Annotated in this window: 13 protein-coding genes; 11 read left to right on the top strand and 2 right to left on the bottom strand. The window is 50.4% G+C overall.

From position 1 onward, the window contains the following. The first annotated feature begins 614 nt into the window (after positions 1-614). The 8 genes from DW947_RS12200 (at position 615) to DW947_RS12165 (ending at position 16,842) form a co-directional block, all read left to right on the top strand. Positions 615-3,692 carry a SusC/RagA family TonB-linked outer membrane protein gene (locus DW947_RS12200; RefSeq protein ID WP_005830477.1) on the top strand — a complete coding sequence of 1,026 codons (3,078 nt, stop codon included), beginning with the start codon at positions 615-617 and terminating at the stop codon, positions 3,690-3,692. A gap of 28 nt (positions 3,693-3,720) precedes the next feature. Beyond that, the gene (locus DW947_RS12195; protein WP_005834532.1) at positions 3,721-5,256 is read left to right on the top strand and encodes a RagB/SusD family nutrient uptake outer membrane protein; all 1,536 of its coding nucleotides are present in this window, start codon (positions 3,721-3,723) and stop codon (positions 5,254-5,256) included. Between the two features lie 126 nt (positions 5,257-5,382). Next, positions 5,383-7,392, top strand: coding sequence for an MGH1-like glycoside hydrolase domain-containing protein (locus DW947_RS12190; protein WP_044467897.1), 2,010 nt, complete (start codon positions 5,383-5,385; stop codon positions 7,390-7,392). Between the two features lie 69 nt (positions 7,393-7,461). Continuing rightward, a complete protein-coding gene (locus DW947_RS12185; protein WP_117704098.1) occupies positions 7,462-10,698 on the top strand; it encodes a glycoside hydrolase family 2 TIM barrel-domain containing protein in 3,237 nt (1,078 codons plus the stop codon). 101 nt (positions 10,699-10,799) lie between these two features. Beyond that, positions 10,800-11,078 (top strand): LysO family transporter, encoded by a 279-nt coding sequence (locus DW947_RS12180; RefSeq protein WP_005834527.1) that lies wholly within the window; start codon positions 10,800-10,802, stop codon positions 11,076-11,078. After that, positions 11,075-11,677 (top strand): lysine exporter LysO family protein, encoded by a 603-nt coding sequence (locus DW947_RS12175; RefSeq protein ID WP_005830487.1) that lies wholly within the window; start codon positions 11,075-11,077, stop codon positions 11,675-11,677. Before DW947_RS12180 ends, DW947_RS12175 begins: the two co-directional genes overlap by 4 nt. Positions 11,678-11,749: 72 nt before the next feature. Further along, positions 11,750-14,893 (top strand): glycoside hydrolase family 2 TIM barrel-domain containing protein, encoded by a 3,144-nt coding sequence (locus DW947_RS12170; RefSeq protein WP_117963377.1) that lies wholly within the window; start codon positions 11,750-11,752, stop codon positions 14,891-14,893. Positions 14,894-14,913: 20 nt separating this feature from the next. Then, positions 14,914-16,842: an MGH1-like glycoside hydrolase domain-containing protein gene (locus tag DW947_RS12165; protein ID WP_117963375.1), complete on the top strand. Its 1,929-nt coding sequence runs from the start codon at positions 14,914-14,916 to the stop codon at positions 16,840-16,842. A gap of 154 nt (positions 16,843-16,996) precedes the next feature. Here DW947_RS12165 and buk read toward each other — a convergent pair whose 3' ends face one another. Both buk and DW947_RS12155 read right to left on the bottom strand, forming a co-directional pair. After that, positions 16,997-18,079: a butyrate kinase gene (buk, locus tag DW947_RS12160; protein ID WP_005830498.1), complete on the bottom strand. Its 1,083-nt coding sequence runs from the start codon at positions 18,077-18,079 to the stop codon at positions 16,997-16,999. 44 nt (positions 18,080-18,123) lie between these two features. Then, positions 18,124-19,044 carry a phosphate acyltransferase gene (locus DW947_RS12155; RefSeq protein ID WP_005834523.1) on the bottom strand — a complete coding sequence of 307 codons (921 nt, stop codon included), beginning with the start codon at positions 19,042-19,044 and terminating at the stop codon, positions 18,124-18,126. A 258-nt stretch (positions 19,045-19,302) separates the two neighbouring features. On the opposite strand from DW947_RS12155, the gene DW947_RS12150 reads away from it, so the two are divergent. The 3 genes from DW947_RS12150 to DW947_RS12140 are packed head-to-tail and all read left to right on the top strand — an operon-like array spanning position 19,303 to position 21,719. Continuing rightward, positions 19,303-20,241 (top strand): LD-carboxypeptidase, encoded by a 939-nt coding sequence (locus DW947_RS12150; protein WP_087332326.1) that lies wholly within the window; start codon positions 19,303-19,305, stop codon positions 20,239-20,241. Next, positions 20,238-21,251 carry a M20 family metallopeptidase gene (locus DW947_RS12145; RefSeq protein WP_005830510.1) on the top strand — a complete coding sequence of 338 codons (1,014 nt, stop codon included), beginning with the start codon at positions 20,238-20,240 and terminating at the stop codon, positions 21,249-21,251. The genes DW947_RS12150 and DW947_RS12145 overlap by 4 nt, the downstream gene beginning before the upstream one ends. Before the next feature lie 45 nt (positions 21,252-21,296). After that, complete coding sequence (locus tag DW947_RS12140) at positions 21,297-21,719, top strand: SufE family protein (RefSeq protein ID WP_034523308.1); 423 nt, start codon at positions 21,297-21,299, stop codon at positions 21,717-21,719. Positions 21,720-21,973: the final 254 nt, after the last annotated feature.

Below are 21,973 nucleotides of genomic sequence, written 5' to 3'. Positions count from 1 at the left end.
TCATACTATATAAACACCTTGTTTTATGTTGTGCAAACAAAACGTTTTATACTACATGAACGAAGTGTTTTGTACTGCAGAAACAAAGTGTTCATCACTATGAACTAATAAGTTATCCGTATTTTGCAAGAGATAAGATATGAATGTCATCCGTCTTATACTCGACTTCCTCTTTTACAGATGGCTTGCAGATAAAACATCTGCAAACCATCTGCAAGGGACATCATTGATAAACAGTAGTATCTCAACTCTCCTCCGGGGAGGAGAGTTGAGATACTACTGTTTATCAATGATTATAAAAGACCTGCGAAACTTGAGTTGCTTGATATTTCTAAAAGAGTTGGTTTCCTTCTTCATCTAATCACCGTTTACTTGCGCAACTCAATAATTAATGTAAATCGGAAAAAGTTTATGTGGATATAGTTTTGTAGATATAGAATATCTCATTTACTCCTATTTATCAAATACTTACAAAACTATTTGTAGATAATAAAACAAAGAATATCCCTCTCTTGTAGTCTGCTTGTAGATAACATTCATTAGCAATTCCTGTTTATGAAGCTTAATTTAGCATTGTGAAAAACCAATAGTATTAACCTTAAAAACTTATTCAAATGAGTAAAAGTAACTACTACAAAGAAAGAGTCATTCAGCTACTTCTCTTCTTTGCTTTTATGCTGCCTATGGGCGCATTGGCACAGAACATTCAGCTGAACGGTACCGTAACCGATGTTTCCGGTGAATCTGTCATCGGAGCCAGTGTATTAGAGAAAGGAACAACAAATGGAGTAATCACTGACATCGACGGTAACTTTACCCTCAGCGTTTCCCCAAAAGCCACTATTATTATCTCTTACGTGGGCTATGCTCCACAAGAAATCGCCCTCAATGGTCGCAAGGAATTGAAAGTGGTGCTGAAAGAAGACACCGAACTACTGGACGAAGTAGTCGTTATCGGTTATGGCACACAAAAGAAATCGGATGTTTCCGGTTCGGTAAGTTCCGTATCGGGCGATAAACTAAACAACATACCTACCGCTAATGCCGAAACTGCCCTGCAGGGTATGGCTCCCGGTTTGATAGTTAACTTTGGTAGCGGTGCCGCCGGCTCCACTCCCAGCCTGCAGGTGCGCGGTGTAACCACTTATGGAACAGACAACTCTCCGTTGGTAATTATCGATGGCGTTCCGGGTGATATGAGTTTTCTGAACCCCGAAGACATCAAGTCAATGTCTGTATTGAAAGACGCTGCCACCGCCGCTATTTACGGAGCACGCGCCGCCGCAGGCGTTATCCTGATTGAGACTTACCGTGGTACCAAATCCAAACCCAAAATCACGTTCTCAGCTTATTGGGGAGTGGATCAGATAGCCAAGAAACTGGATGTCTGCAATGCCGAAGAATTTATCCACATGGCAAAGATGGCCCGTACAAACGCCGGTCAAAACCCCAAAAACTGGCCTGCTTACATTGCGGCTTATGAGCAAGACCCCACACAGTTTGGCGACACCGATTGGCAGGACGAATACTACCGCAACGGCTTCACACAGAAATACAATGTGGGGTACACTAGTGGCAGTGAGAATGCCAACGTAGCTTTGTCCGTATTCTATTCAAAAAACGAAGCCATCGTGACCGGCACGGGTGACGAGAAATATGGCTTCCGCTTAAACTCAGACATGAAACGCGGCAAGTTCAAAGTGGGCGAATCAGTAAACTACAGCCGTTGGGAATCGGAAATGGAAGCCAACTCAGGTTTTCCCGGCATATACCAAGTGACCAACATGGAACCTATCGCACGTCTGTATGACGAGAATTGTGACGGCGGATACGGTGGTGCCATCCCCGGCATGAACATGAGCGATGCTGCCAACATGGTAGGTTATAATAACCTGATTGAGAACACCCGCGCCACAGATTACATCAAAGGATCGGGCTATCTGCAATATGAGCCCATCAAGGGACTGGTAATCAAGGCACAAGCAAGCCGTAGCCTCCTTTTCCGCGAAACCCGCGTATTCAAACCTACTTACGAACTGGGTGCCATGAAGTGGAACGAAAGCGCCTCACTATCACAGACCCGCACCAGAAGCGTCAACGACCTGCTGGAACTGACTGCCAACTACAACTTCACCATCAAAGACAGTCACGACTTCGCCTTCCTGCTGGGAGCTTCACAAGAAGAAAGCACTTACGACCTATTGGGTGCATCGGGTTCCGAATTCGAGAACAACGACATGGGCATTCTGGGCCAGGCACGCAAAGACTATGGTGTGCAAGGTGAAAAGACCCGTAGCGGCTTGCGTTCCGTATTTGGCCGTGTGAACTATAGTTGGAAAATGCGCTACATGTTAATGGCCTCGTTCCGCTATGACGGTTCTTCACGTTTTGCCGACGGTAACCAGTGGGGGTTCTTCCCCTCTGTATCAGTAGGCTGGAACATTGCCAACGAACCTTTCTGGGAAGATATGAAAGAAACAGTCAGCTCCTTCAAATTGCGTATGAGCTACGGCGCCCTCGGTAACCAATCGGTACCTCTCTATCTCTACATTCCCAAATTGGACTCCAACGCCGACAACATCAACTACCCCTTCGACGGCAAAGTCGTAAACCAGGGATATGCAGTACGTAGCCTCCCCTCAAGGAACATCAAGTGGGAAACTACCTTCTACAAAAACATCGGTGTGGACATGAGCCTATGGAACAACAAACTGGAATTCTCGATTGAAGGTTACATCAAGGACACCAAGGACATGCTTTCCGAAAAGAACATCAGTCTGTCTACCGGTTACGGTGCACTGACGGTGAACGACGGTGAACTGCGCACCACCGGTATGGAAATGCAACTGATTTACCACGGTAATGCAGGTAAGGACTTCAAGTATGACCTTGACTTCAACCTGAGCCACTTCAAGAGTAAACTGAAATCAATGGCAGACCCCAACTATATGTACGAATATGGTGCTTCACGTACCTACGTGGGTGGTTACTTCGGTGAATTCTGGGCTTACGAAACCGCAGGCATCATCCAAAATGAAGCAGAAGCCAAACTTTGGAAAGAATCACACGGACGCAAGGACAGCAAAGGCAACTGGATTCCCATGCAGCCCAACGCAGAACCCGGTGACCTCCGCTTCGTAGACCAAAACGGTGACGGCATGCTGGACAGCGATGACAAGAAGCTTCTGGGCAACGGTTGCCCCAAGGCCTCTATCGGCTTCAACGTAACACTGAATTACAAAAACTTCGATTTGGTAGCCAACTTCTACGGTGACCTCGGTGTAGACCGTTACAACTATACCAAATATCAATTGGAACGTATGGATACCAAGTTCAACTATGGCAGAAACGCACTGAAAGCATGGACTCCGGAGAACCCCAACACCAACATTCCACGTGCCGTATACGGCGACCCGAACAAGAATGCTCGCACTTCCGACCGTTTCATCGAACGAGGCGACTTCTTCCGCCTGAACAACTTGCAATTGGGCTACAACCTGCCTGCTACAGTTTGTGGTAAGTTGGGCATCAGCAACCTCCGTTTCTATGTAGGTGGTACACGCATCTTTACCATCACCGGTTACAGTGGCTATGACCCCTCTACCAACGGTGGTATTGACCGCATGGGTTACGACTATGCTTCATCACCTCTATGCCGCACTTTCATGGCCGGTATTAAATTCGGATTTTAATTGAACCAAAACTTTAAAAAAGATGATTATGAAATTAAAGAATATATTATTGTGCGCCTCAGTCTTAGGAGGCCTGGCACTCTCTTCATGTACCGGAAATTTCCTGGATGAAGACAGAAACCCCAACTCACTGGACCCCGAAAACTTCTGGAAGAGCGAATCCGACATCCTCAAAGGACTTACCGCAGCCTACGCTGGACTACAGCCTACCATCGAATGGGCGCAACCTTTCGAACGCTACATTGTGATAGACAACTACCGCAGCGACGAGCTGGACTACCGCCCCGACGTGACCGCCTGGATGGAACTGGCCATGTACAACAACGAATCGACCAACTACGTGCCCAACGATGAATGGACCAACCTCTATACCAGCATCAACTATTGCAACCAGTGTCTGGACAACATTCCCAATGTGCCCGACAACGATGACGAAGGCATCAAGCAGACCAAAGCGACCAGTATTGCCGAGGCACGTTTTCTGAGAGCTTTCTACTACTACCGTCTCTTCATCAACTTCGGTGAAAGACTACCAATGTTCGAGCACGAACTCGAAGGTACCGAAGAGGAATTCTATCCTCCTCAGGTAGAAGCCGGCAGACTGAAGACTTTCATCGAGACAGAACTGAGTGAATGTCAAGCCAACCTTCCCGAAAAATGGAATACAAACATGGCCGGACGCGTCACTAAATATACTGCCGCAGCACTCTTAGGCAAATACTATATGTTCATCGGCGAAAAGGCCAAAGCCAAAACAGAATTCTGGAAAGTCATTGACAGTCACAGATATGAACTGATGGAGAACTATGGCGACAACTTCAACGGACTACACGAGAACAATAAGGAATCCATCCTTGAAGTACAGTTCACCGGAAGTCTGGAAGGCGGGCACTACGAATACAATCTCTTTACCTTGCACTTGGGTCCCGACAGTGGCTGTGGCGCATACGAGGAAGCATATCCGTCCAAATGGTTATTCAATACACTGAAGAAAGACCTCACCGAAGATGGGGAATACAGCGACCGATTGTATGAGACTATCATTTTCGACGATCCCAAATCCCGTCCGTTCTATTACGAAGACGGCAAAGGATTCAGTGATTACCACCAAGAAGACAATATCTACTGGCGCAAATATGTGACTTACGACAAGTCATTGGGTGATTACTGGGATTATTCCGGTTTCAACATCCCCCTCATCCGCTATGCGGACATCCTGTTGCTCTATGCCGAGTGTCTGAACGATGAAGGAAACTCTAAAGAAGCCATCAAATACATCAACAAAGTACGTGACCGTGTACACGTAACGCCACTGTCCGACACCCTAAGTAAAGAACAAGTGCTGAAGCACCTGCAGGATGTGGAACGTCCTTGCGAACTGGCCCTCGAAGGCTCACGCTGGTATGATCTCATCCGTTGGGGCATTGTGGAAGACGCACTTAAGAGTCATGAAAAGCCTTTCGCAAGCAATTTCATATCGACCAAGCATATCAGACTCGCTATCCCTCACAAAGAATTCCTGATGAATCCTGATTGGGTGCAAAACGAAGGTTACACAAAATAACCGATAACCCTACAACTCAGTCTCTATCGGAAGCGAAATGCCGGAAACGGGATCCCATCCGATAGAGATTGCTTTTAATAGAACTCTCTGTTTCAAGACTTCATTTCATCATATACTTAATTTACCATGAGACATCCAAATAAAAACATCGCTTTGACTGGCATCGTTGCCTGCATACTGACCTCGTGCGTCAAAGCTCCCACTTCTTCAGAACCGCTTTTATCCAAGCAAGCGGACTTCTGTAATCTTATCAACATAAAGAACACTCCCGCCGGAGCCGTAGACTGGGATGCCTACGTCTTTGCCGACAAAGGTGCTTGGATGGCATACTCACTGCCCGACAACGAAAACCGTCGCCATGCCGGTGCTTTCATGGGACCTATGGTCATGACCGGACGCGGATGGATAGCTGCCGGACTCGCCGAACCTACGCTGTGGGTGAACGGCGAACAGTATAGGATGGTGTACAATGTACAGACCACCCGATACCTCCCCGGCAAACTGATACAGGAATACAACGATGAGAACTTAAACTTCACTACCGAATTGTGCTACCTCACCTCACGTTCCGTAGCCATACGTTCAATCGTGAAGAATATGAGCCAAAAACCGGTAAAGGTCAGCTTCGACTGGAACGGAGGCGTATACGAGCCTACCTCTGTCGTAAGCAGCATAGATAAAGGTCTCTCTTTCATCCGCCCCAAAGATTCCACGAACACGGTAATCCGATTCCTCACAGCAGACAAGATTCAGGCTGTGGGGAGCGATAGCCTGCACGTCACAGAAAAAAGTGAAATGACCCTGGAACCCGGCAAGACTTATCAGTCGGAGATGACTCAAACCCTGACGCTGCGCGGTGAAGACACAGCCAAAGAACTGGCTGCCATAGCAACGCTGAATATAGACAATTGCTTTGAACTAAACGAACAGCAATGGAACGCACAAATCGCTTCGTTGCTGAGCGGAAACAGCAAGTACCTCAAGGACAACAAATACCGCAAGGTACTCGTAAAAGCAATGATGACCCTGAACAGCAACTACCGCACCCCTGCCGGTGACATCCTGCATGGCGGCAGCAACCCGTCGTACAACGGATTCATCAACGGCATCTGGTCGTGGGACTCCTGGAAGATTGCTTCGGGCAACGTACATTTCAACGAGGAGATAGCCAAAAGCGAAATGATTACCCTCTTCGACTATCAAGCCGACAACGGCATGGTACCCGACTTCATCAGCTACAACAAGAAATACAATAACTGGCGCGATGCCAAACCGCCCGTAGCCGCCTGGGGAGCCATGAACGTGTATAAAGCTACCGGCGACAAGAAATTCCTCGAAACAATGTTCGACAAGCTCTATAAGTTCCATCAGTGGTGGTATGCCGAGCGTGACCACAATCACAACGGCATCTGCGAATACGGTTCCACCGACGGCACTCTCATTGCTGCCTGTTGGGAAAGCGGCATGGACAACGGCGTACGCTTTGACGATGCCGTGATGCAGAAAAACAGCGAGAAGGCATGGTCCATGAACCAGGAGAACATCTGCCTGAACTCGTTCCTCTACGTAGACAAGACCATCCTCGCCGAAATGGCAACCCTCCTGAACAAGCCCGAACTGGCGGCACAGCTTAATGCCGAAGCCAAAGTCATCAAGGAGTTCGTACAGACAAAGATGTGGGACAAGGAAACCGGATTCTTCTACGACACCCGTATCGATACCGGCGAGCACATCAAAGTGATGGGTGCCGAATGCTGGCTGCCACTCTGGGCAGGCATCGCCACTCCCGAACAGGCCAAACAGGTGATGCAGAAGATGATGGACCCGCAGAAGTTCAACTCCACCCTTCCATTGGGTACCTTGGACATCAGCCATCCTCGCCTGCGTCCCGTGCGCGGCTACTGGCGCGGCCCGGTCTGGGTAGACCAAGTGTACTTCGGTATCACCGGCCTGCGCAACTATGGTTTCGACCGGGAAGCCGACATACTGACTGAGAAGTTCATCAACAACGCCCAAGGACTCACCACCGACGGCCCTATCCACGAGAACTACAACCCGCTGACCGGCGAAGCGCTCAATTCGCCTAACTTCGGCTGGAGTTCGGCATGTATCATCAAGATGCTGCTCGATGAGTAACTCTCACGCAAAACAACTCTCAAAAGTCTGAAAAGACAAACGATTATACATCATTAAAAGCATACGAATATGAATAAGATACATTCAATCTGCACCCTCGCACTGATGCTACCGTTATGCGCATTTGCACAGTACGACGGTACACCCATGAACAAGACGGGCGACACCAAGAAAGCGGAAACCGCCGTAAGAACCGACAAATATCCTCACTCGGACAACGATTGGGAAAACTTTGATGTGTTGCACATCAACCGACTGCCTTCTGCCGCCACCTTCATGGCCTACACCACCAAAGAGAAAGCAGTGAAGAACGACAAGAGTCAATCGGAATATTTTCAGTCGTTGAACGGTACCTGGAAGTTTCAGTTTGTTCCCCGTTCGGACCAGCGCCCGATGGACTTCTTTGAAAAAGGCCACGATGTAAGCGGATGGGGCAACATCAAAGTGCCCGCCAACTGGGAAATGGAAGGCTATGGCCATCCTTTCTATGTAGGTGCCGGCTACGGCATCAAGCGCAACCCGCCACTCATTGCCGTGGAAAACAGTCCCGTAGGTTCCTACAAACGCACATTCAACGTCCCTGCCAACTGGAAAGGCAAGCAAATCGTCCTCCACTTCGGAGGCGTGGCCTCAGCTTTCTATGTGTGGGTCAACGGTGAAAAGGTGGGTTACTCGCAAGATTCCAAGACCCCCAGTGAGTTCGATATCACCCCCTATGCAGTAACCGGACAGAACGAGATTGCCGTGCAGGTATTCAAGTTCAGCGACGGCTACTACTTAGAAGATCAAGATTACTGGCGCTTTGCCGGTATACAACGTGATGTGTACCTTTATGCCCGTCCCAACATCCACGTGCGCGACTTTGAAGTAGTGACCGACCTCGACAACGAGTACAAGGACGCCGACTTCCACCTCTATGTGGAACTGGACAATGCCCAAAACTCCCAACGTACTCAAACGCCCAAGGTAAAAGGTGCCGAAGTGGAAGTGAGCCTGACGGACAAAGAGGGAAAAGTCATCTACACCGAACGCCAACGCGCCAAAGACAACAAGCTGCACTTCCTGAAACACATCGAAGCGCCCCTGCTGTGGAGTGCTGAAAAGCCCAACCTATACCAGATGATGATTACACTGCGTGCCAACGGCCAGACACAGTACATCTGCCGCAACATCGGATTCCGCAAATCGGAAATCAAACATGCACAGTTACTCGTCAACGGGCAACCCGTCTACATCAAGGGCGTAAACCGCCACGAACACGACCCTTACCACGGCCATGTAGTGGACGAAGCCTCCATGATACGCGACCTGGAACTGATGAAACAAAACAACATCAACAGCGTGCGCACCTCCCACTACCCCAACGACCCGCGCTGGTATGAACTGTGCGACATCTACGGCATGTATGTAGTGGACGAGGCCAACATCGAAAGCCACGGCATGGGCTACAAACCCGACCAATGCCTCGCCAACCAACCCGAATGGCAGAAGGCTTTCATCGACCGTACAGAACGTATGTTTGAACGCGACAAGAACCACCCCTGCGTCATCATCTGGTCATTGGGCAACGAAACCGGCTCAGGCTGTAACTTCCAAGCCACCTATGCTTGGATTCATGCCCACGACCGTTCCCAACGCCCCGTACACTCCGAGGACTCTGGCAAAAACCGTCCTTTCACCGACATCTTCTGCCCCATGTACAAGAAGATAGACGTGTTGATAAACCATGCTCTCTATCTGCCCACCATGCCCCTCATCCTCTGCGAATACGCTCATGCTATGGGTAATAGTGTGGGCAATCTGCAAGACTACTGGGACATCATCGAGAAGTACCCTTCTCTACAAGGCGGTCACATCTGGGACTGGGTGGACCAGGGTCTTTACAACAAGACCGACGACGGTAAGTTCTACTGGGCCTACGGCGGCGACCTTGCCCCCGAAGGCACTCCAAGCTCGGCCAACTTCTGCATGAACGGCCTGATTGCCGCAGACCGCACATTGAAGCCCCACATACATGAAGTGAAACGGGTGTACCAGAATATGGCTTTCAGATTGCTCGATTATCACGAAGGATTGGTAGAGCTTAGAAACAAGTTCTTTTTCACCAACCTGAATGACTTTGACTTCACTTGGCGTTTGGAAGGCAACGGCGAAGTATTGGCACAAGGACGCATAGATAATGTAGATTTGCCCGCCCAACAGACAGGCGTATTCCGGACACAGTTCCCCACCATCCATTCCTCCGAAGGAGTAGAATATTACCTGAATTTCTATGCCAGCCAGAAGCGCGACGAGGGTCTGCTGAAGGCCGGTACACAATTGGCTGCCGAACAAGTGAAGCTTCCCTTCTATAAGGCTGTTACCCCCAAAGCTGCCTCAGGCAACGTGACGGCAACCGACAGCGAAGCCCTGCTTGTCCTCACTGCCGGAAATGTCAGTGTAGGATTCGACAAAGCCACCGGAGCACTCTGCTCGTTCAAGGAAGGCAAGGAAGAGATGATTAAGGAAGCACTGCGTCCCAACTTCTGGCGTCCGGTGACGGACAATGACATGGGCAACGACATGAACAAGACCCTGCGCCCGTGGCGTGAAGCCGGACGTGGCGCCAAACTCACCTCATTGGAGAAAACAGCGCTCGACAAAGATGGCTATGAAGTAGTGTCACACTACCGTCTGCCCGAAGAAGTTGCCGGTTCGGAATTCATTGTCCGCTACCGCTTCTCACCGAGAGGCAGCCTCGATGTGAACTGTACTTTCATTCCTGCCAACGACACTTTACCTTTGATGCCCCGCATGGGTGTGAGCATCACCCTGAACAAGCAATACGACCAAATGGCATGGCTAGGTCGAGGTCCGCACGAGAACTATTGCGACCGCAACGGTTCTTCCTTCGTGGGTCTGTACAAAGGTAGCGTAGCCGAACAGTACTTCGCCTACGACCGTCCACAAGAAAACGGCAACAAGACCGATGTACGTTGGATGAGCCTCACCGATCTGAAAGGCAATGGCCTGATGGTTATCGGTGCACCCACAATCAGCGGCAGTGCCTACCTCTTCCCGACAGAAGATTTGGATGAACCCGGCACACGCAAGTCACAACGCCATATCTCAGACATCCAACCCAAAGATATGGTGACTTGGAACATAGACTTCAAGCAGATGGGTGTGGGTGGAGATACCAGTTGGGGAGCCTACCCGCATCAACCATACCTGATTCCTGCCCGTAAGATGGAATTCTCATTCCGCTTATGCCCTGCACAAGAAAAAGGAGTGAAAGAGAACCAAAGATATTTGGAAATGAAGTAATTTTGCAATTGTCAAACCTCAGAAGCGCCTCCCCCTCTTTGAACAGGAGGTGCTTTTGAGGGTAAGACAGCTTTCCATCTATTCACAAAACCATACAGACAATGTTTACAATCATCGGACTAATGCTCACAGGAATGCTGCTGGGCTACCTCTTACGGAAACGGGACTTAAAGAAGATTCATCCAATCATCACCCTGCTTATCTGGCTGCTACTGTTTATCCTCGGTATTGAGGTAGGAAGTAACGAAGAGATTATCAGAGGACTCCATACCATCGGATATGAAGCCGTTGTCCTCACCTTGGGAGGGACCTTGGGAAGTGTTATCGCTGCTTGGGCACTCTGGAGAGCTTTGTATAAAAGGAAAGGAGGCAGGGCATGAAAGGAAGTCTTATCATTGTGGGCTTTTTTGTATTGGGTACGATTTGTGGTGTGTGCCATCTGTTGCCTTTTGATATTGCAGAAACCAATATCAGCTATTACGCGCTTTGCGCGCTGATGTTCAGTGTAGGGTTGAGCGTAGGCAACGACCCGCAGACCCTGAAGAACTTCCGTTCACTCAATCCGCGGCTGGTATTCCTGCCCATCATGACGATACTGGGAACACTGGCAGGTTCGGCAGCCGTCAGTCTGATTCTGACACACCGTTCTATAACGGACTGTCTGGCCGTAGGCTCGGGATTCGGCTATTACTCGCTCTCCAGCATCTTCATTACCGAATACAAGGGAGCCGAGCTGGGCACCATCGCCCTGCTTGCCAATATCAGCCGGGAGATTCTGACACTGCTGGCCGCCCCGTTGCTGGTACGATGGTTCGGAAACCTTGCCCCCATCTCTGCCGGAGGAGCCACGACGATGGACACCACACTACCCATCATCACACGGACAGCCGGACAGCAGTTTGTCGTAGTTTCCATCTTCCACGGGTTTGTGGTCGATTTCAGCGTTCCGTTCCTGGTGACATTGTTCTGCTCGATATAGGGCTTTTACCCTCTTTTGACAGACACCGGTCTCTGACAAGAGCCATTTTTATATCACTAAATCCTATTAATAATGAAAACCAAACTTTATACCTTTCTCCTTTCTTCGCTGCTTTGCACCGGTGCCCTGGCCGACAACGAGCCGTGGCAGAACCCGCAAGTCAACGAAATGAACAGAGAACCGATGCACGCCCACTTCACTCCGTTTACGAATGAAGCCAACGCATTGAAACAACGTGCCTTGCCCGCCAACGTACGGTTCGACGTTAATCCTGCAACGGAACGCCGTATCACTCTGGACGGCACCTGGAAATTTCTTTTTTCAAAGAACAATGACCTCTGCCCCAAAGACTTTCACAAGCCCGGATTCAGTACCCGCAAGTGGAGTAAAATTGAAGTTCCGGGAAGCTGGGAACTGCAAGGCTTCGATGCACCTATCTATACAGATACCCGTTATCCGTTCCCCCCCAATCCGCCCTACGTGCCTACCGACTACAATCCCGTAGGTGCTTATATCCGCGAGTTCACCGTCCCGGCTAGCTGGGAAGGCATGGACATCTTCCTTAATTTCGAAGGGGTGGAGTCTGCCTACTATGTATGGGTAAACGGCGAATTGGCGGGTTATGCCGAGGACAGCCGCCTGCCGTCGCACTTCAACATCACCCACCTGCTGAAGAAGGGCAACAACAGACTGGCTGTAAAAGTATTCCGTTATAGCGACGGTTCCTACCTGGAAGGCCAGGACTACTGGAAATACAGCGGCATCGAACGGAGTGTTTATCTCTACGCCCGCCCCCAGAGCCGCGTCAAGGACTTCCGGATGACAGCGGAACTGATAAACAACTACAAGGATGGCGAACTAAAGCTGGACGTATTCCTCCATCGGCCTAAAGCCGGAGAAACGGTGGAAGTCAAGGTAATGGACAAGGACAAGGTTATCTATGACCGGAAAAAGTCCATAACCTCTGCCACAGACACTTTGTTTACCCAGCAGCAAGTGTTCCCGAATGCACGAGCCTGGAATGCCGAAACACCGAACACCTACACGCTGGTAGTCAGCACCTTTGATGCACAAGGGAAACCGCAGGAATCCTTTACGCACCTTTTTGGCTTCCGTACCGTGGAAATGATGAACGGCATGCAGATGATTAACGGCCAGGCCGTCCTCTTCAAGGGGGTGAACCGTCACGAGCACGACCCGCACAAGGGACGTACCATCACCGTGGGGTCCATGATACACGACATCCAGCTGATGAAGCAGTTCAACCTGAACGGTGTACGCAACTGCCACTACCCGAACAACTATGCGTGGTACGAGCTTTGCACAGAATTCGGACTTTATATGGTAGACGAAGCCAACATCGAGAGCCATGGCATGATGTTCCACAAGGATGAGACCCTTACCAACTATCCCGACTGGGAGGTGCCTTTCATGCAGCGCATGAGCCGCATGATTGCACGCGACCGCAACTACTCCGCCATCGTGACTTGGTCCATGGGCAACGAGTCGGGCTACGGCAAGCACTTCGAAACTCTGTATGACTATACCAAGAAGATAGACCCCACCCGTCCCGTACAATACGAAGGGGGTGGTTACAACTCAAAGAGCGACATCTACTGCCCCATGTACGCACGCATCTGGAGGCTGCGCCAGCACGTGAACCAGCGTGATGCCCGCCCCATGATTCTCTGCGAATATGCCCATGCCATGGGCAACAGTGTAGGAAACTTCCAGGACTACTGGGACTTGATTTACAAGTACGACCAACTGCAAGGCGGTTTCATTTGGGACTGGGTGGACCAGACGTTTGCCATCAAGGACGAGAACCAGCGCGACATCTGGGCTTTTGGCGGCGACATGGGATTTGTAGGCGTCGTCAACGACTCCAACTTCTGTGCCAACGGCCTGATTGCTGCCGACCGCACCCCGCACCCGCACATCTACGAAGTGAAGAAGGTATTGCAATATATCCATTTCGAACCACTCGCCTTCACCCCGAACAAGATAAAGGTCACCAACTGGCACGATTTCATCGGATTGGAAGGATATACCCTCCGCTGGGCAGTGGAATGCGACGGCAAGACCGTTCAGAACGGTGAGATGGATTTCCCCAAGATTGCTCCCAGAAACTCTGCCAACATAGAATTGCCACTGAAAGCGCTGCCTGCCGACGGCAAGGAGTATTTCCTCACACTGCGTGCATTCACCAAGCACGAAGCGCCATTAGTACCGAAAGGACACGAGGTTGCCATCGAACAATGGGAATTGTCTTCTGCACCGTCAGCCAAAACTGTTCAGCCGGTGGAAGGAACGCTGACCGTAGACCGCAACAACGAAACACTGACCGTGAAAGGCAACAACTTCCAGGTAGCTTTCTCTACCCGAAACGGTGAAATGACAGAGTTGAACTACACCGGAAAGAATCTGATTAAAGAAGGGCTACAACCCAACTTCTGGCGCCCGTTGACCGATAATGATATTCCAAATGGGCACCTGATACGCTGCGGCACCTGGAGAAACGCCGGACGCGATGCCAAACTGCAGAACATCGAAGTTGCAGAAGCCGGACAAACGGCTACTGTCACTGCGACCTACCGCATGGAAGAACAAGATGCTGATTTGCAGACTCTCTACAAAATCACTCCCGACGGCAAGGTTCAGGTAACCATGCACTTCACCCCCGGCAAGAAGCCATTGAGCGAGATGCCTCGTCTGGGCATGCGCATGATACTCCCTGCCGAATATGAAATGATGACCTGGCTGGGCCGTGGTCCGCAAGAGACGTACGCCGACCGCAAGACGGGAGCATTGATAGGCCTCTACAACGCCACGGTGTGGGAACAATTCCATCCGTATGTACGTGCCCAAGAGACGGCCAATCATTGTGACGTACGCTGGGTGGCCCTGCGCAATGCTGCCGGTGAAGGTCTGCTGGTAGTGGGCGAGGAACCGTTGAGCGTAAGCGCCTGGAACTTCCCGATGGAGGACATTGAATACCGTCCCTCACAGATGGAGCGCCGCCACGGTGGAAGCATCCAGAAGAAAGATATGATATGGCTCAACATCGACCACAAGCAGATGGGCGTAGGCGGTGACAATACCTGGGGAGCACAAGTTCATCCCGAGTACACCATCACTCCGCACGAATGGAAATACAGCTTCACGCTCGCCCCTCTCGCACCGGAGGATGATGCGGCGGAACAAGCGCACAAATAACCGTTAAATACCTCATTCATATGAAATACAAATTTATACGCATACTCTGCTTCACATTGTTGGCTGCAGGCATCGCAGCCTGCACCCCCGGCATGAAAAGCACTACGGAGAAACGGTATGCCTTCGCCGACATACTGGACATCTCCTACACTCCCGACACTCTGCACCGCTGCTACGGTTGGTTCACCGACGCCGGCTCGTGGATGGGCTTCACGCCGCCCGAACGGCAACAATGGGTCAACGGCTTCTGCGGCCCCTTCAGCCTCGATATGTTCCGCCGCCAGTGGATGGCACAGTCAGCCGCCGTCGTAGGCTTTGCCAAAGATACACAAAACATTTTTGTTCCGGATTCCACTTGCTATTACCCCGGCGAGCTCTATATGTCGGCACATTCCACCCACGGGAGCATCACGCAACGGCTCAACTTCACAAGTGCCTCGACCGCCTTGCTGCGCATCGAAGCCGACACGGCTGAAGACCTGCTGTTCTCCGGTAGCCAATGGGGCAAAGACATTACCGTCAGCGTAGAACAGAACTCCGTCATCGCCCGTCATCCCAGTGGCGAAACCGTAACCGTGACCTTCACTCCTAATGTAGAGCTGGCCAAGACCGACAATAACTATACAGCCCTCGTCCGCTCTCCGCGCTACCCTGTCAACGTAGCCATCTCTTTCTTCACTTCCGAAAAAGAGATGACTGCCAACCTGCAAAACCTGCCGGGCCTGCTCAACAATCCCGCCCCCGCCCTGCAAGCCAACGCCGAACGTTGGGAAGGTTACCTCACCAAGATACTGCGCAAGGATATGAAGCCCGAATATGACCGTATCGCCGTGAAAGCCGTCACCACGCTCATCTCCAATTGGCGGACACACCGCGGTGGATTGCTTCACGAAGGTATCATCCCGAGCCATGCCGTAGGCTATTTCGTCGGCTTTTGGGCATGGGATAGCTGGCGCTTCAGTGCCGGAACCGCCAAATTCGACCCCGAACTGGCCAAGAACAACATCCGAGCCATGTTCGACTACCAGCAACCGGACGGCATGATTATCGACTGTATCTACACCGACCCCTCCGAGAACAATGCCCGTGACAGCAAGCCTCCCTTGGTATGCTGGGCTGTCGATGAAATATTTACCCATACGGGTGACACCGCCTTCGTTGCCGAGATGTATCCGCAACTGCTCTCCTATTATAGATGGTGGTACGAGAAGCGCGACCACAACCGCAATGGCATGTGCGAGTACGGTGCTACCGACGGAACACTGGAAGCTGCGGCCTGGGAAAGCGGCATGGACAACGCCATCCGTTTTGACGGCGCCGTGATGCTGAAAAACGAAGGCTACGAGGATGCCTGGAGTATGGATCAGGAGAGTGTGGACTTGAACGCTTATCTGGCACTGGAATGCAAACTGCTGAAGAAATTCTCCAGCCTGCTGAAGATACCTTTCGACGCACCGGACTACAGTAGCCAGGTAGCCGACTATTTCTTTGACAAGAACATCAACTTCTTCTGCGATCGCCGCCTGAAGGACGGTTCATTCATCGAAGAGCCGGGCTGCGAAGCCTACACTCCGTTGTGGACCCGGATTGCCACACAAGCGCAAGTGGACAGCATGCTGCCCATGCTTCAAGATACGGCAAAGTTCTCCACGTATATCCCCTTCCCGACCATTGCCGCCGACAATCCCAAATACAATCCGCGCGGCTACTGGCGTGGCCCCATCTGGCTGGACCAGACCTACTTTGCCATCCGCGGACTGCGCAACTACGGCTACAACCGGCTGGCAGATGAATATACGCTGCAAGTCTTCGACCGCCTGAGTGGGCTGAAAGAGGGTGCTCCCATCCACGAGAACTACGGAACCCATACCGGCGAACGCCTGAAAGCTCCCCATTTCAGCTGGAGCTCCTCACATCTGTTGATGATGTACGACGATTACGGTAAGTAAACCGGGATTCCATATATGTCATAACTCACCACAGATTACACAGATTCACGCAGATTTTTTTAGTTTATTGATATCTGACATATTTATCTGTGTGAATCTGTGTAATCTGTGGTGAGTTATGACACTTTCATGAAGAACAAAAGCGATATGATTATTATCGGTAAACCTGCACCGGAAGCTCTCCACGCAAAGCTCCCAGCGCATTCATTACCAATGCTTCCAATTCGTCTTCTCCGGGATAGACGTGGACGGGAGCAAGGAAAGACACGCGCTCCTGCAACCGCGAAGTGATGTACTCGGAATGTGCCATACCTCCCGTAAGCAGAATGGCGTCCACCTTGCCATAAAGCACAACAGCAGCACCGCCTATCTCCTTGGCAATGCGGTAAATCATGGCATCAAGCACCAAAGCGGCATGGGTGTCTCCCTCAGCGATGCGCCTCTCTATGGCGGGAATGTCGGTAGTACCCAAATGGGCGGCAAGTCCCGCCTTGCCGGAAATACGTTTCTTCAGTTCTTCGGTAGTGTAACGCCCCGAGTGACAAAGGTCTATCAGTTGCCCGGCGGGCAGGGTGCCTGCACGTTCGGGCGAGAAAGGGCCGAAACCGTCGAGGGCATTGGGCACGTCCACCGCACGGCCGTGGCGATGGACTCCTACGGAAACGCCTCCACCCAAGTGACAGACAATCAGATTGAGGTCTTCGTAATGCACGGGAGCTTCGGGCTGCAGGGCACTACGCTCGGCAGCATAGCGCCGGGCGATGGCTCGCTGGTTCAAGGCGTGCCAGATGGTGATGCTGGGCATCAGAGGCGAACCGGTGATGCGTGCCACATCGTCCAGCTCGTCCACCACGCCGGGATCGGCTATGAAAGAGGGGCAGCCGGGCAGCATGGCGGCAAGTTCGTGGGCTATCAGACAACCTAAGTTGCAGGCGTGGGTACGCATGGCGTGGAGCATATCGTCCAACATGGCATCGTTCACGGCATACACACCGCCAGGAATGGGTTTCAACAATCCCCCACGGCCGACGATGGCATCGAACTTAAAGGGAATGTCATTGGCCTCCAGCGCTTCCAGCACCAAGTGCTTGCGGAATTCGAACTGGTCGATGATGCGGGGAAATTGGGAAAGCTCCTCCACCGAATGCCGGATGTTGAGTACCAGACGGGGAGTTTCATCCTCATAGACAGCAATTTTTGTCGAGGTGGAACCGGGATTTACTGCCAGTATTTTCATTGATTACGATTTACAAATTACGAACTACAAATTACTAATTACAATCAAGGTTCTTTCACCCCGCTGGTCAGGCAAGCCATGGCAATGCTGTAATATTTGGACAAACCGGAATCGCTACGCGACGGTAATACCACCGGACATGAGGGTCCTTGCAGCAACCCGGCCATATCGGCATGAGAAAACAGAGATACAGCCTTATAAAAAGCATTGCCCGATTCGATGTTTGGGAATATCAACACATCCGCCTCCCCGTCAATCGGTGATACAATGCCTTTGATGTTACCGCTCGTCTTCTCACAAGAGGTCTTCACATCCAGCGGGCCGTCGATGATGACATTGCCGAACTCTCCGGCTTCCGCCAGTTCCACAATATTCACATAGTCCAATGAATGGGGGAATTTGGCGCTTACCTTCTCCGTGCAATGAATCAGCGCGATACGTGGCTGCTCTATCCCGAAATGGCGGCAAGTATGGATGGCATACCAAATCATTTCAATGCGCTGTTGCAGCGTCGGGCGGGGAATGACCGCAGCATCGGAGAAAAAGAGCAGTTTATCGTAAGTAGGTATTTGCATCACGGCCAGATGGGTCAGAATCTTTCCTTTAGGCAACAAACCATGTTCCTTGTCCAGAATGGCACGTAGCAAATTGTCGGTATTGATGATGCCTTTCATCAGGATGTCCGCTCCACCCTCGCGTACGATACGCACCGCCTCACGTGCAGCCTCATCGGAATCTTCTATATGCAAGGTACTGACATATTGAGGATATTTCTTCAAGGTGGGATATTTTTCCAATATGGCAGAATCGCCAATCATCAGAAATTCCGCAATCCCCTCCTCCAAGGCACGGGATATGGCATATTCTGTATTAGGGTCATTGGCACAGACTACCGCAATACGTTTCCTCTTATTCAAGGTTTTCAGGTGGGCTGTTAACTGGGCAAAGTTCCGTATCGGTTCCATAACGTTAGATTTTTAGCAAATATCTAAAAAAATGTCGAGAAATACGGCATTTGCCCCATTGAAATTTTATATGTTTAATATCATTTTGATATGTTCACCACAGATTACACAGATTAACACGGATTTGAACAGAATTTGAATTACTCTGTTGATTATATATCATATATAACCTCCCTCTCTTCTGTTAAAAATCCGTGTTAATCTGTGATATCTGTGGTGAATTGTGTACTTTTGCCCAAAATAGATTGATAATATAATATGGGTAGTCTTATTTTCCCTCCGTATCTGCAGGAAGGTGATCGTGTCATTGTTCTCTCCCCTTCCAGCAAGATTGACAAATCTTTCCTGAAAGGCGCCTACAAACGTTTGAAGTCCTGGGGGCTGGAAGTCGTATTCGCAAAGCACGCGGGGAGTTCCAACGGAACGTATGCAGGAAATATCCGGCAACGCCTCGAGGACCTGCAGGAAGCCATGGACGATGAAGAAGCCAAAGTCATATTCTGTAGTCGGGGCGGTTACGGAGCCGCGCATCTGATAGGCAAACTGGATTTTACCAAGTTCAGGCAGCATCCCAAATGGCTCATCGGATTCAGTGACATCACCGCCCTCCATAATCTGTTCCAGCAGAATGGCTTCGCGTCGTTGCACGCCCCCATGGCGCGCCATCTCACAGTAGAACCGGAAGACGACTTCTGCACACAAGCACTGAAGGATATACTGTTCGGGCAGGCATTGGGAGGAACCGAAGCATTCAGTTATGTCTGCCCGGGGCACAAACTAAATCATAAGGGAGAGGGAAAAGGCGTGTTGCGCGGCGGCAATTTGTCTGTGTTCTACGGGCTGCGTGGTACTCCTTACGATATTCCCGCCGAAGGCACCATCCTCTTCATCGAAGATGTGGGAGAACGCCCGCATGCGGTGGAACGCATGATGTACAATCTCAAACTGGGCGGTGTCCTCGACAAGCTTTCCGGCCTCATCATCGGACAATTCACCGAATACGAGGAGAACAAGTCCTTGGGAAAAGACCTATATGGCGCATTGGCCGATTTGGTGAAAGAATACGATTACCCGATATGTTTCGATTTTCCCGTCGGACATGTCAGCATGAATGTACCGCTGATAAACGGTGCTGCGGTAACATTGGAAGTTGGAAAGAAAGAAGTGAAACTAAGTTTTAATACAGAAAGAGAATGAAACGGAATTATACATTCATCCCGTTGCTGCTGTTGCTGATTGTAGCGATAGTGGCATGCAGCAACAACAGCAGCAAGTCTGCAGCCGATAATGACAGTGAGGGCGATGCGACCAAAGCGACTGTCCAAGTGCCCCAGTTCAGTGCAGACAGTGCATACCAATACATACAGACCCAAGCGGATTTTGGTCCGCGCGTGCCCAACACCGCCGCCCACAAAGCCTGCGGAGAATTCCTTGCCAAGAAGCTGGAGGAATTCGGCGCCAAGGTATACAACCAGCATGCCGACTTGGTGGCTTACGACAACACCATCCTGAAAGCGCGCAATGTTATCGGCGCCTATAATCCGGAAAGTAAAAGGCGTGTACTGCTCTGTGCCCATTGGGACAGCCGTCCTTATGCCGACCAGGATGCCGACAAGACGAAGCATCACAGCCCCATCCTGGGTGTGAACGATGGAGCCAGCGGTGTAGGCGTATTGCTCGAAGTGGCCCGCCAACTGCAACAGCAGGCTCCAGCCATCGGCATCGACATCATCTTCTTTGACGCTGAAGACTATGGCATCCCCTACTTCTATCAAGGTGCATACAAGAACGACACTTGGTGCCTGGGCTCGCAATATTGGGGACGAGTACCCCATGTAGACGGCTATAATGCCCGCTACGGCATCCTGCTCGACATGGTGGGCGGAAAGAACGCCACCTTCTACAAGGAACAGTTCTCTCAAAGAACCGCCGGTAAGTACGTGAACAAGATATGGAACACAGCCCACCGCCTGGGCTTCGGCAACTTCTTCCCCAAAGAAAAAGGCACCGAAGTGACAGACGACCATATGTATGTATACAACCTGCGGCAGATTCCCTGCGTAGACATCATCAACTATGACCCGAACTGCGACACCGGCTTCGGTGACTTCTGGCACACGATAGACGACACCATGGACATCATCGACAAGGGCACTCTCAACGCAGTGGGACAGACCTTGCTGGAAGTCATCTACAATGAGAAATAGACCATCAAATAGTAAATCGTAAATAGTAAAATAGTAAATCCCATGATAAGTATCAACGAAGTACAAGATGAAGTAATTGCCGAATTCAATGATTTCGACGATTGGATGGACCGGTACCAACTTCTTATTGATTTAGGAAACGAGCAGGAACCGCTCGACGAAAAATACAAGACGGAACAAAACCTGATTGAAGGTTGCCAGAGCCGCGTATGGCTGCAGGCAGACGAAGTGGACGGAAAAATTATTTTCCAGGCCGAAAGCGACGCACTGATTGTGAAAGGAATCATTTCACTGCTTATCAAAGTACTCTCCGGGCACACACCGGATGAGATACTGAACGCCGACCTCTATTTCATTGATAAAATAGGACTGAAGGAACACTTGTCGCCCACCCGTAGCAACGGACTGCTGTCCATGGTAAAGCAGATGCGAATGTATGCGTTGGCCTTCAAAGCGAAAGGCATCTAAAGGTTACGACCGACAATATATAAGCTAATAATCAGCAGATTATATTTACCGGATGTTTACCCTATAATGTAAAAGCCGTTACTCCAGAATGTAACGGTTTTTACATTATGAAGTAACGACGTTTACCATAGTATGTAAAGGCGTTTACCGTAGTATGTAAAGGTGTTTACTGTAGTACGTAAACGGAGTTTCTTAAGGCGGTATGTCTTTTCCTGATTTAGCTAGACGCTTTTTCTTTTTATAACCGATATCAG

This window comes from Bacteroides sp. AM44-19, from assembly GCF_003603395.1.
Lineage (GTDB): Bacteria > Bacteroidota > Bacteroidia > Bacteroidales > Bacteroidaceae > Bacteroides > Bacteroides uniformis.
Note: the sequence above shows the minus strand (reverse complement) of the source record. Positions and strands in the feature narration are given on the sequence as shown.

Bases quoted from the DNA above. Each gene is read 5' to 3' on its own strand.
- DW947_RS12180 (WP_005834527.1), top strand. From the start codon at position 10,800: ATGTTTACAATCATCGGACTAATGCTCACAGGAATGCTGCTGGGCTAC.
- DW947_RS12155 (WP_005834523.1), bottom strand. From the start codon at position 19,044: ATGGAACCGATACGGAACTTTGCCCAGTTAACAGCCCACCTGAAAACC.
- buk (WP_005830498.1), bottom strand. From the start codon at position 18,079: ATGAAAATACTGGCAGTAAATCCCGGTTCCACCTCGACAAAAATTGCT.
- DW947_RS12165 (WP_117963375.1), top strand. From the start codon at position 14,914: ATGAAATACAAATTTATACGCATACTCTGCTTCACATTGTTGGCTGCA.
- DW947_RS12200 (WP_005830477.1), top strand. From the start codon at position 615: ATGAGTAAAAGTAACTACTACAAAGAAAGAGTCATTCAGCTACTTCTC.
- DW947_RS12145 (WP_005830510.1), top strand. From the start codon at position 20,238: ATGAAACGGAATTATACATTCATCCCGTTGCTGCTGTTGCTGATTGTA.
- DW947_RS12190 (WP_044467897.1), top strand. From the start codon at position 5,383: ATGAGACATCCAAATAAAAACATCGCTTTGACTGGCATCGTTGCCTGC.
- DW947_RS12170 (WP_117963377.1), top strand. From the start codon at position 11,750: ATGAAAACCAAACTTTATACCTTTCTCCTTTCTTCGCTGCTTTGCACC.
- DW947_RS12185 (WP_117704098.1), top strand. From the start codon at position 7,462: ATGAATAAGATACATTCAATCTGCACCCTCGCACTGATGCTACCGTTA.
- DW947_RS12175 (WP_005830487.1), top strand. From the start codon at position 11,075: ATGAAAGGAAGTCTTATCATTGTGGGCTTTTTTGTATTGGGTACGATT.
- DW947_RS12150 (WP_087332326.1), top strand. From the start codon at position 19,303: ATGGGTAGTCTTATTTTCCCTCCGTATCTGCAGGAAGGTGATCGTGTC.
- DW947_RS12195 (WP_005834532.1), top strand. From the start codon at position 3,721: ATGAAATTAAAGAATATATTATTGTGCGCCTCAGTCTTAGGAGGCCTG.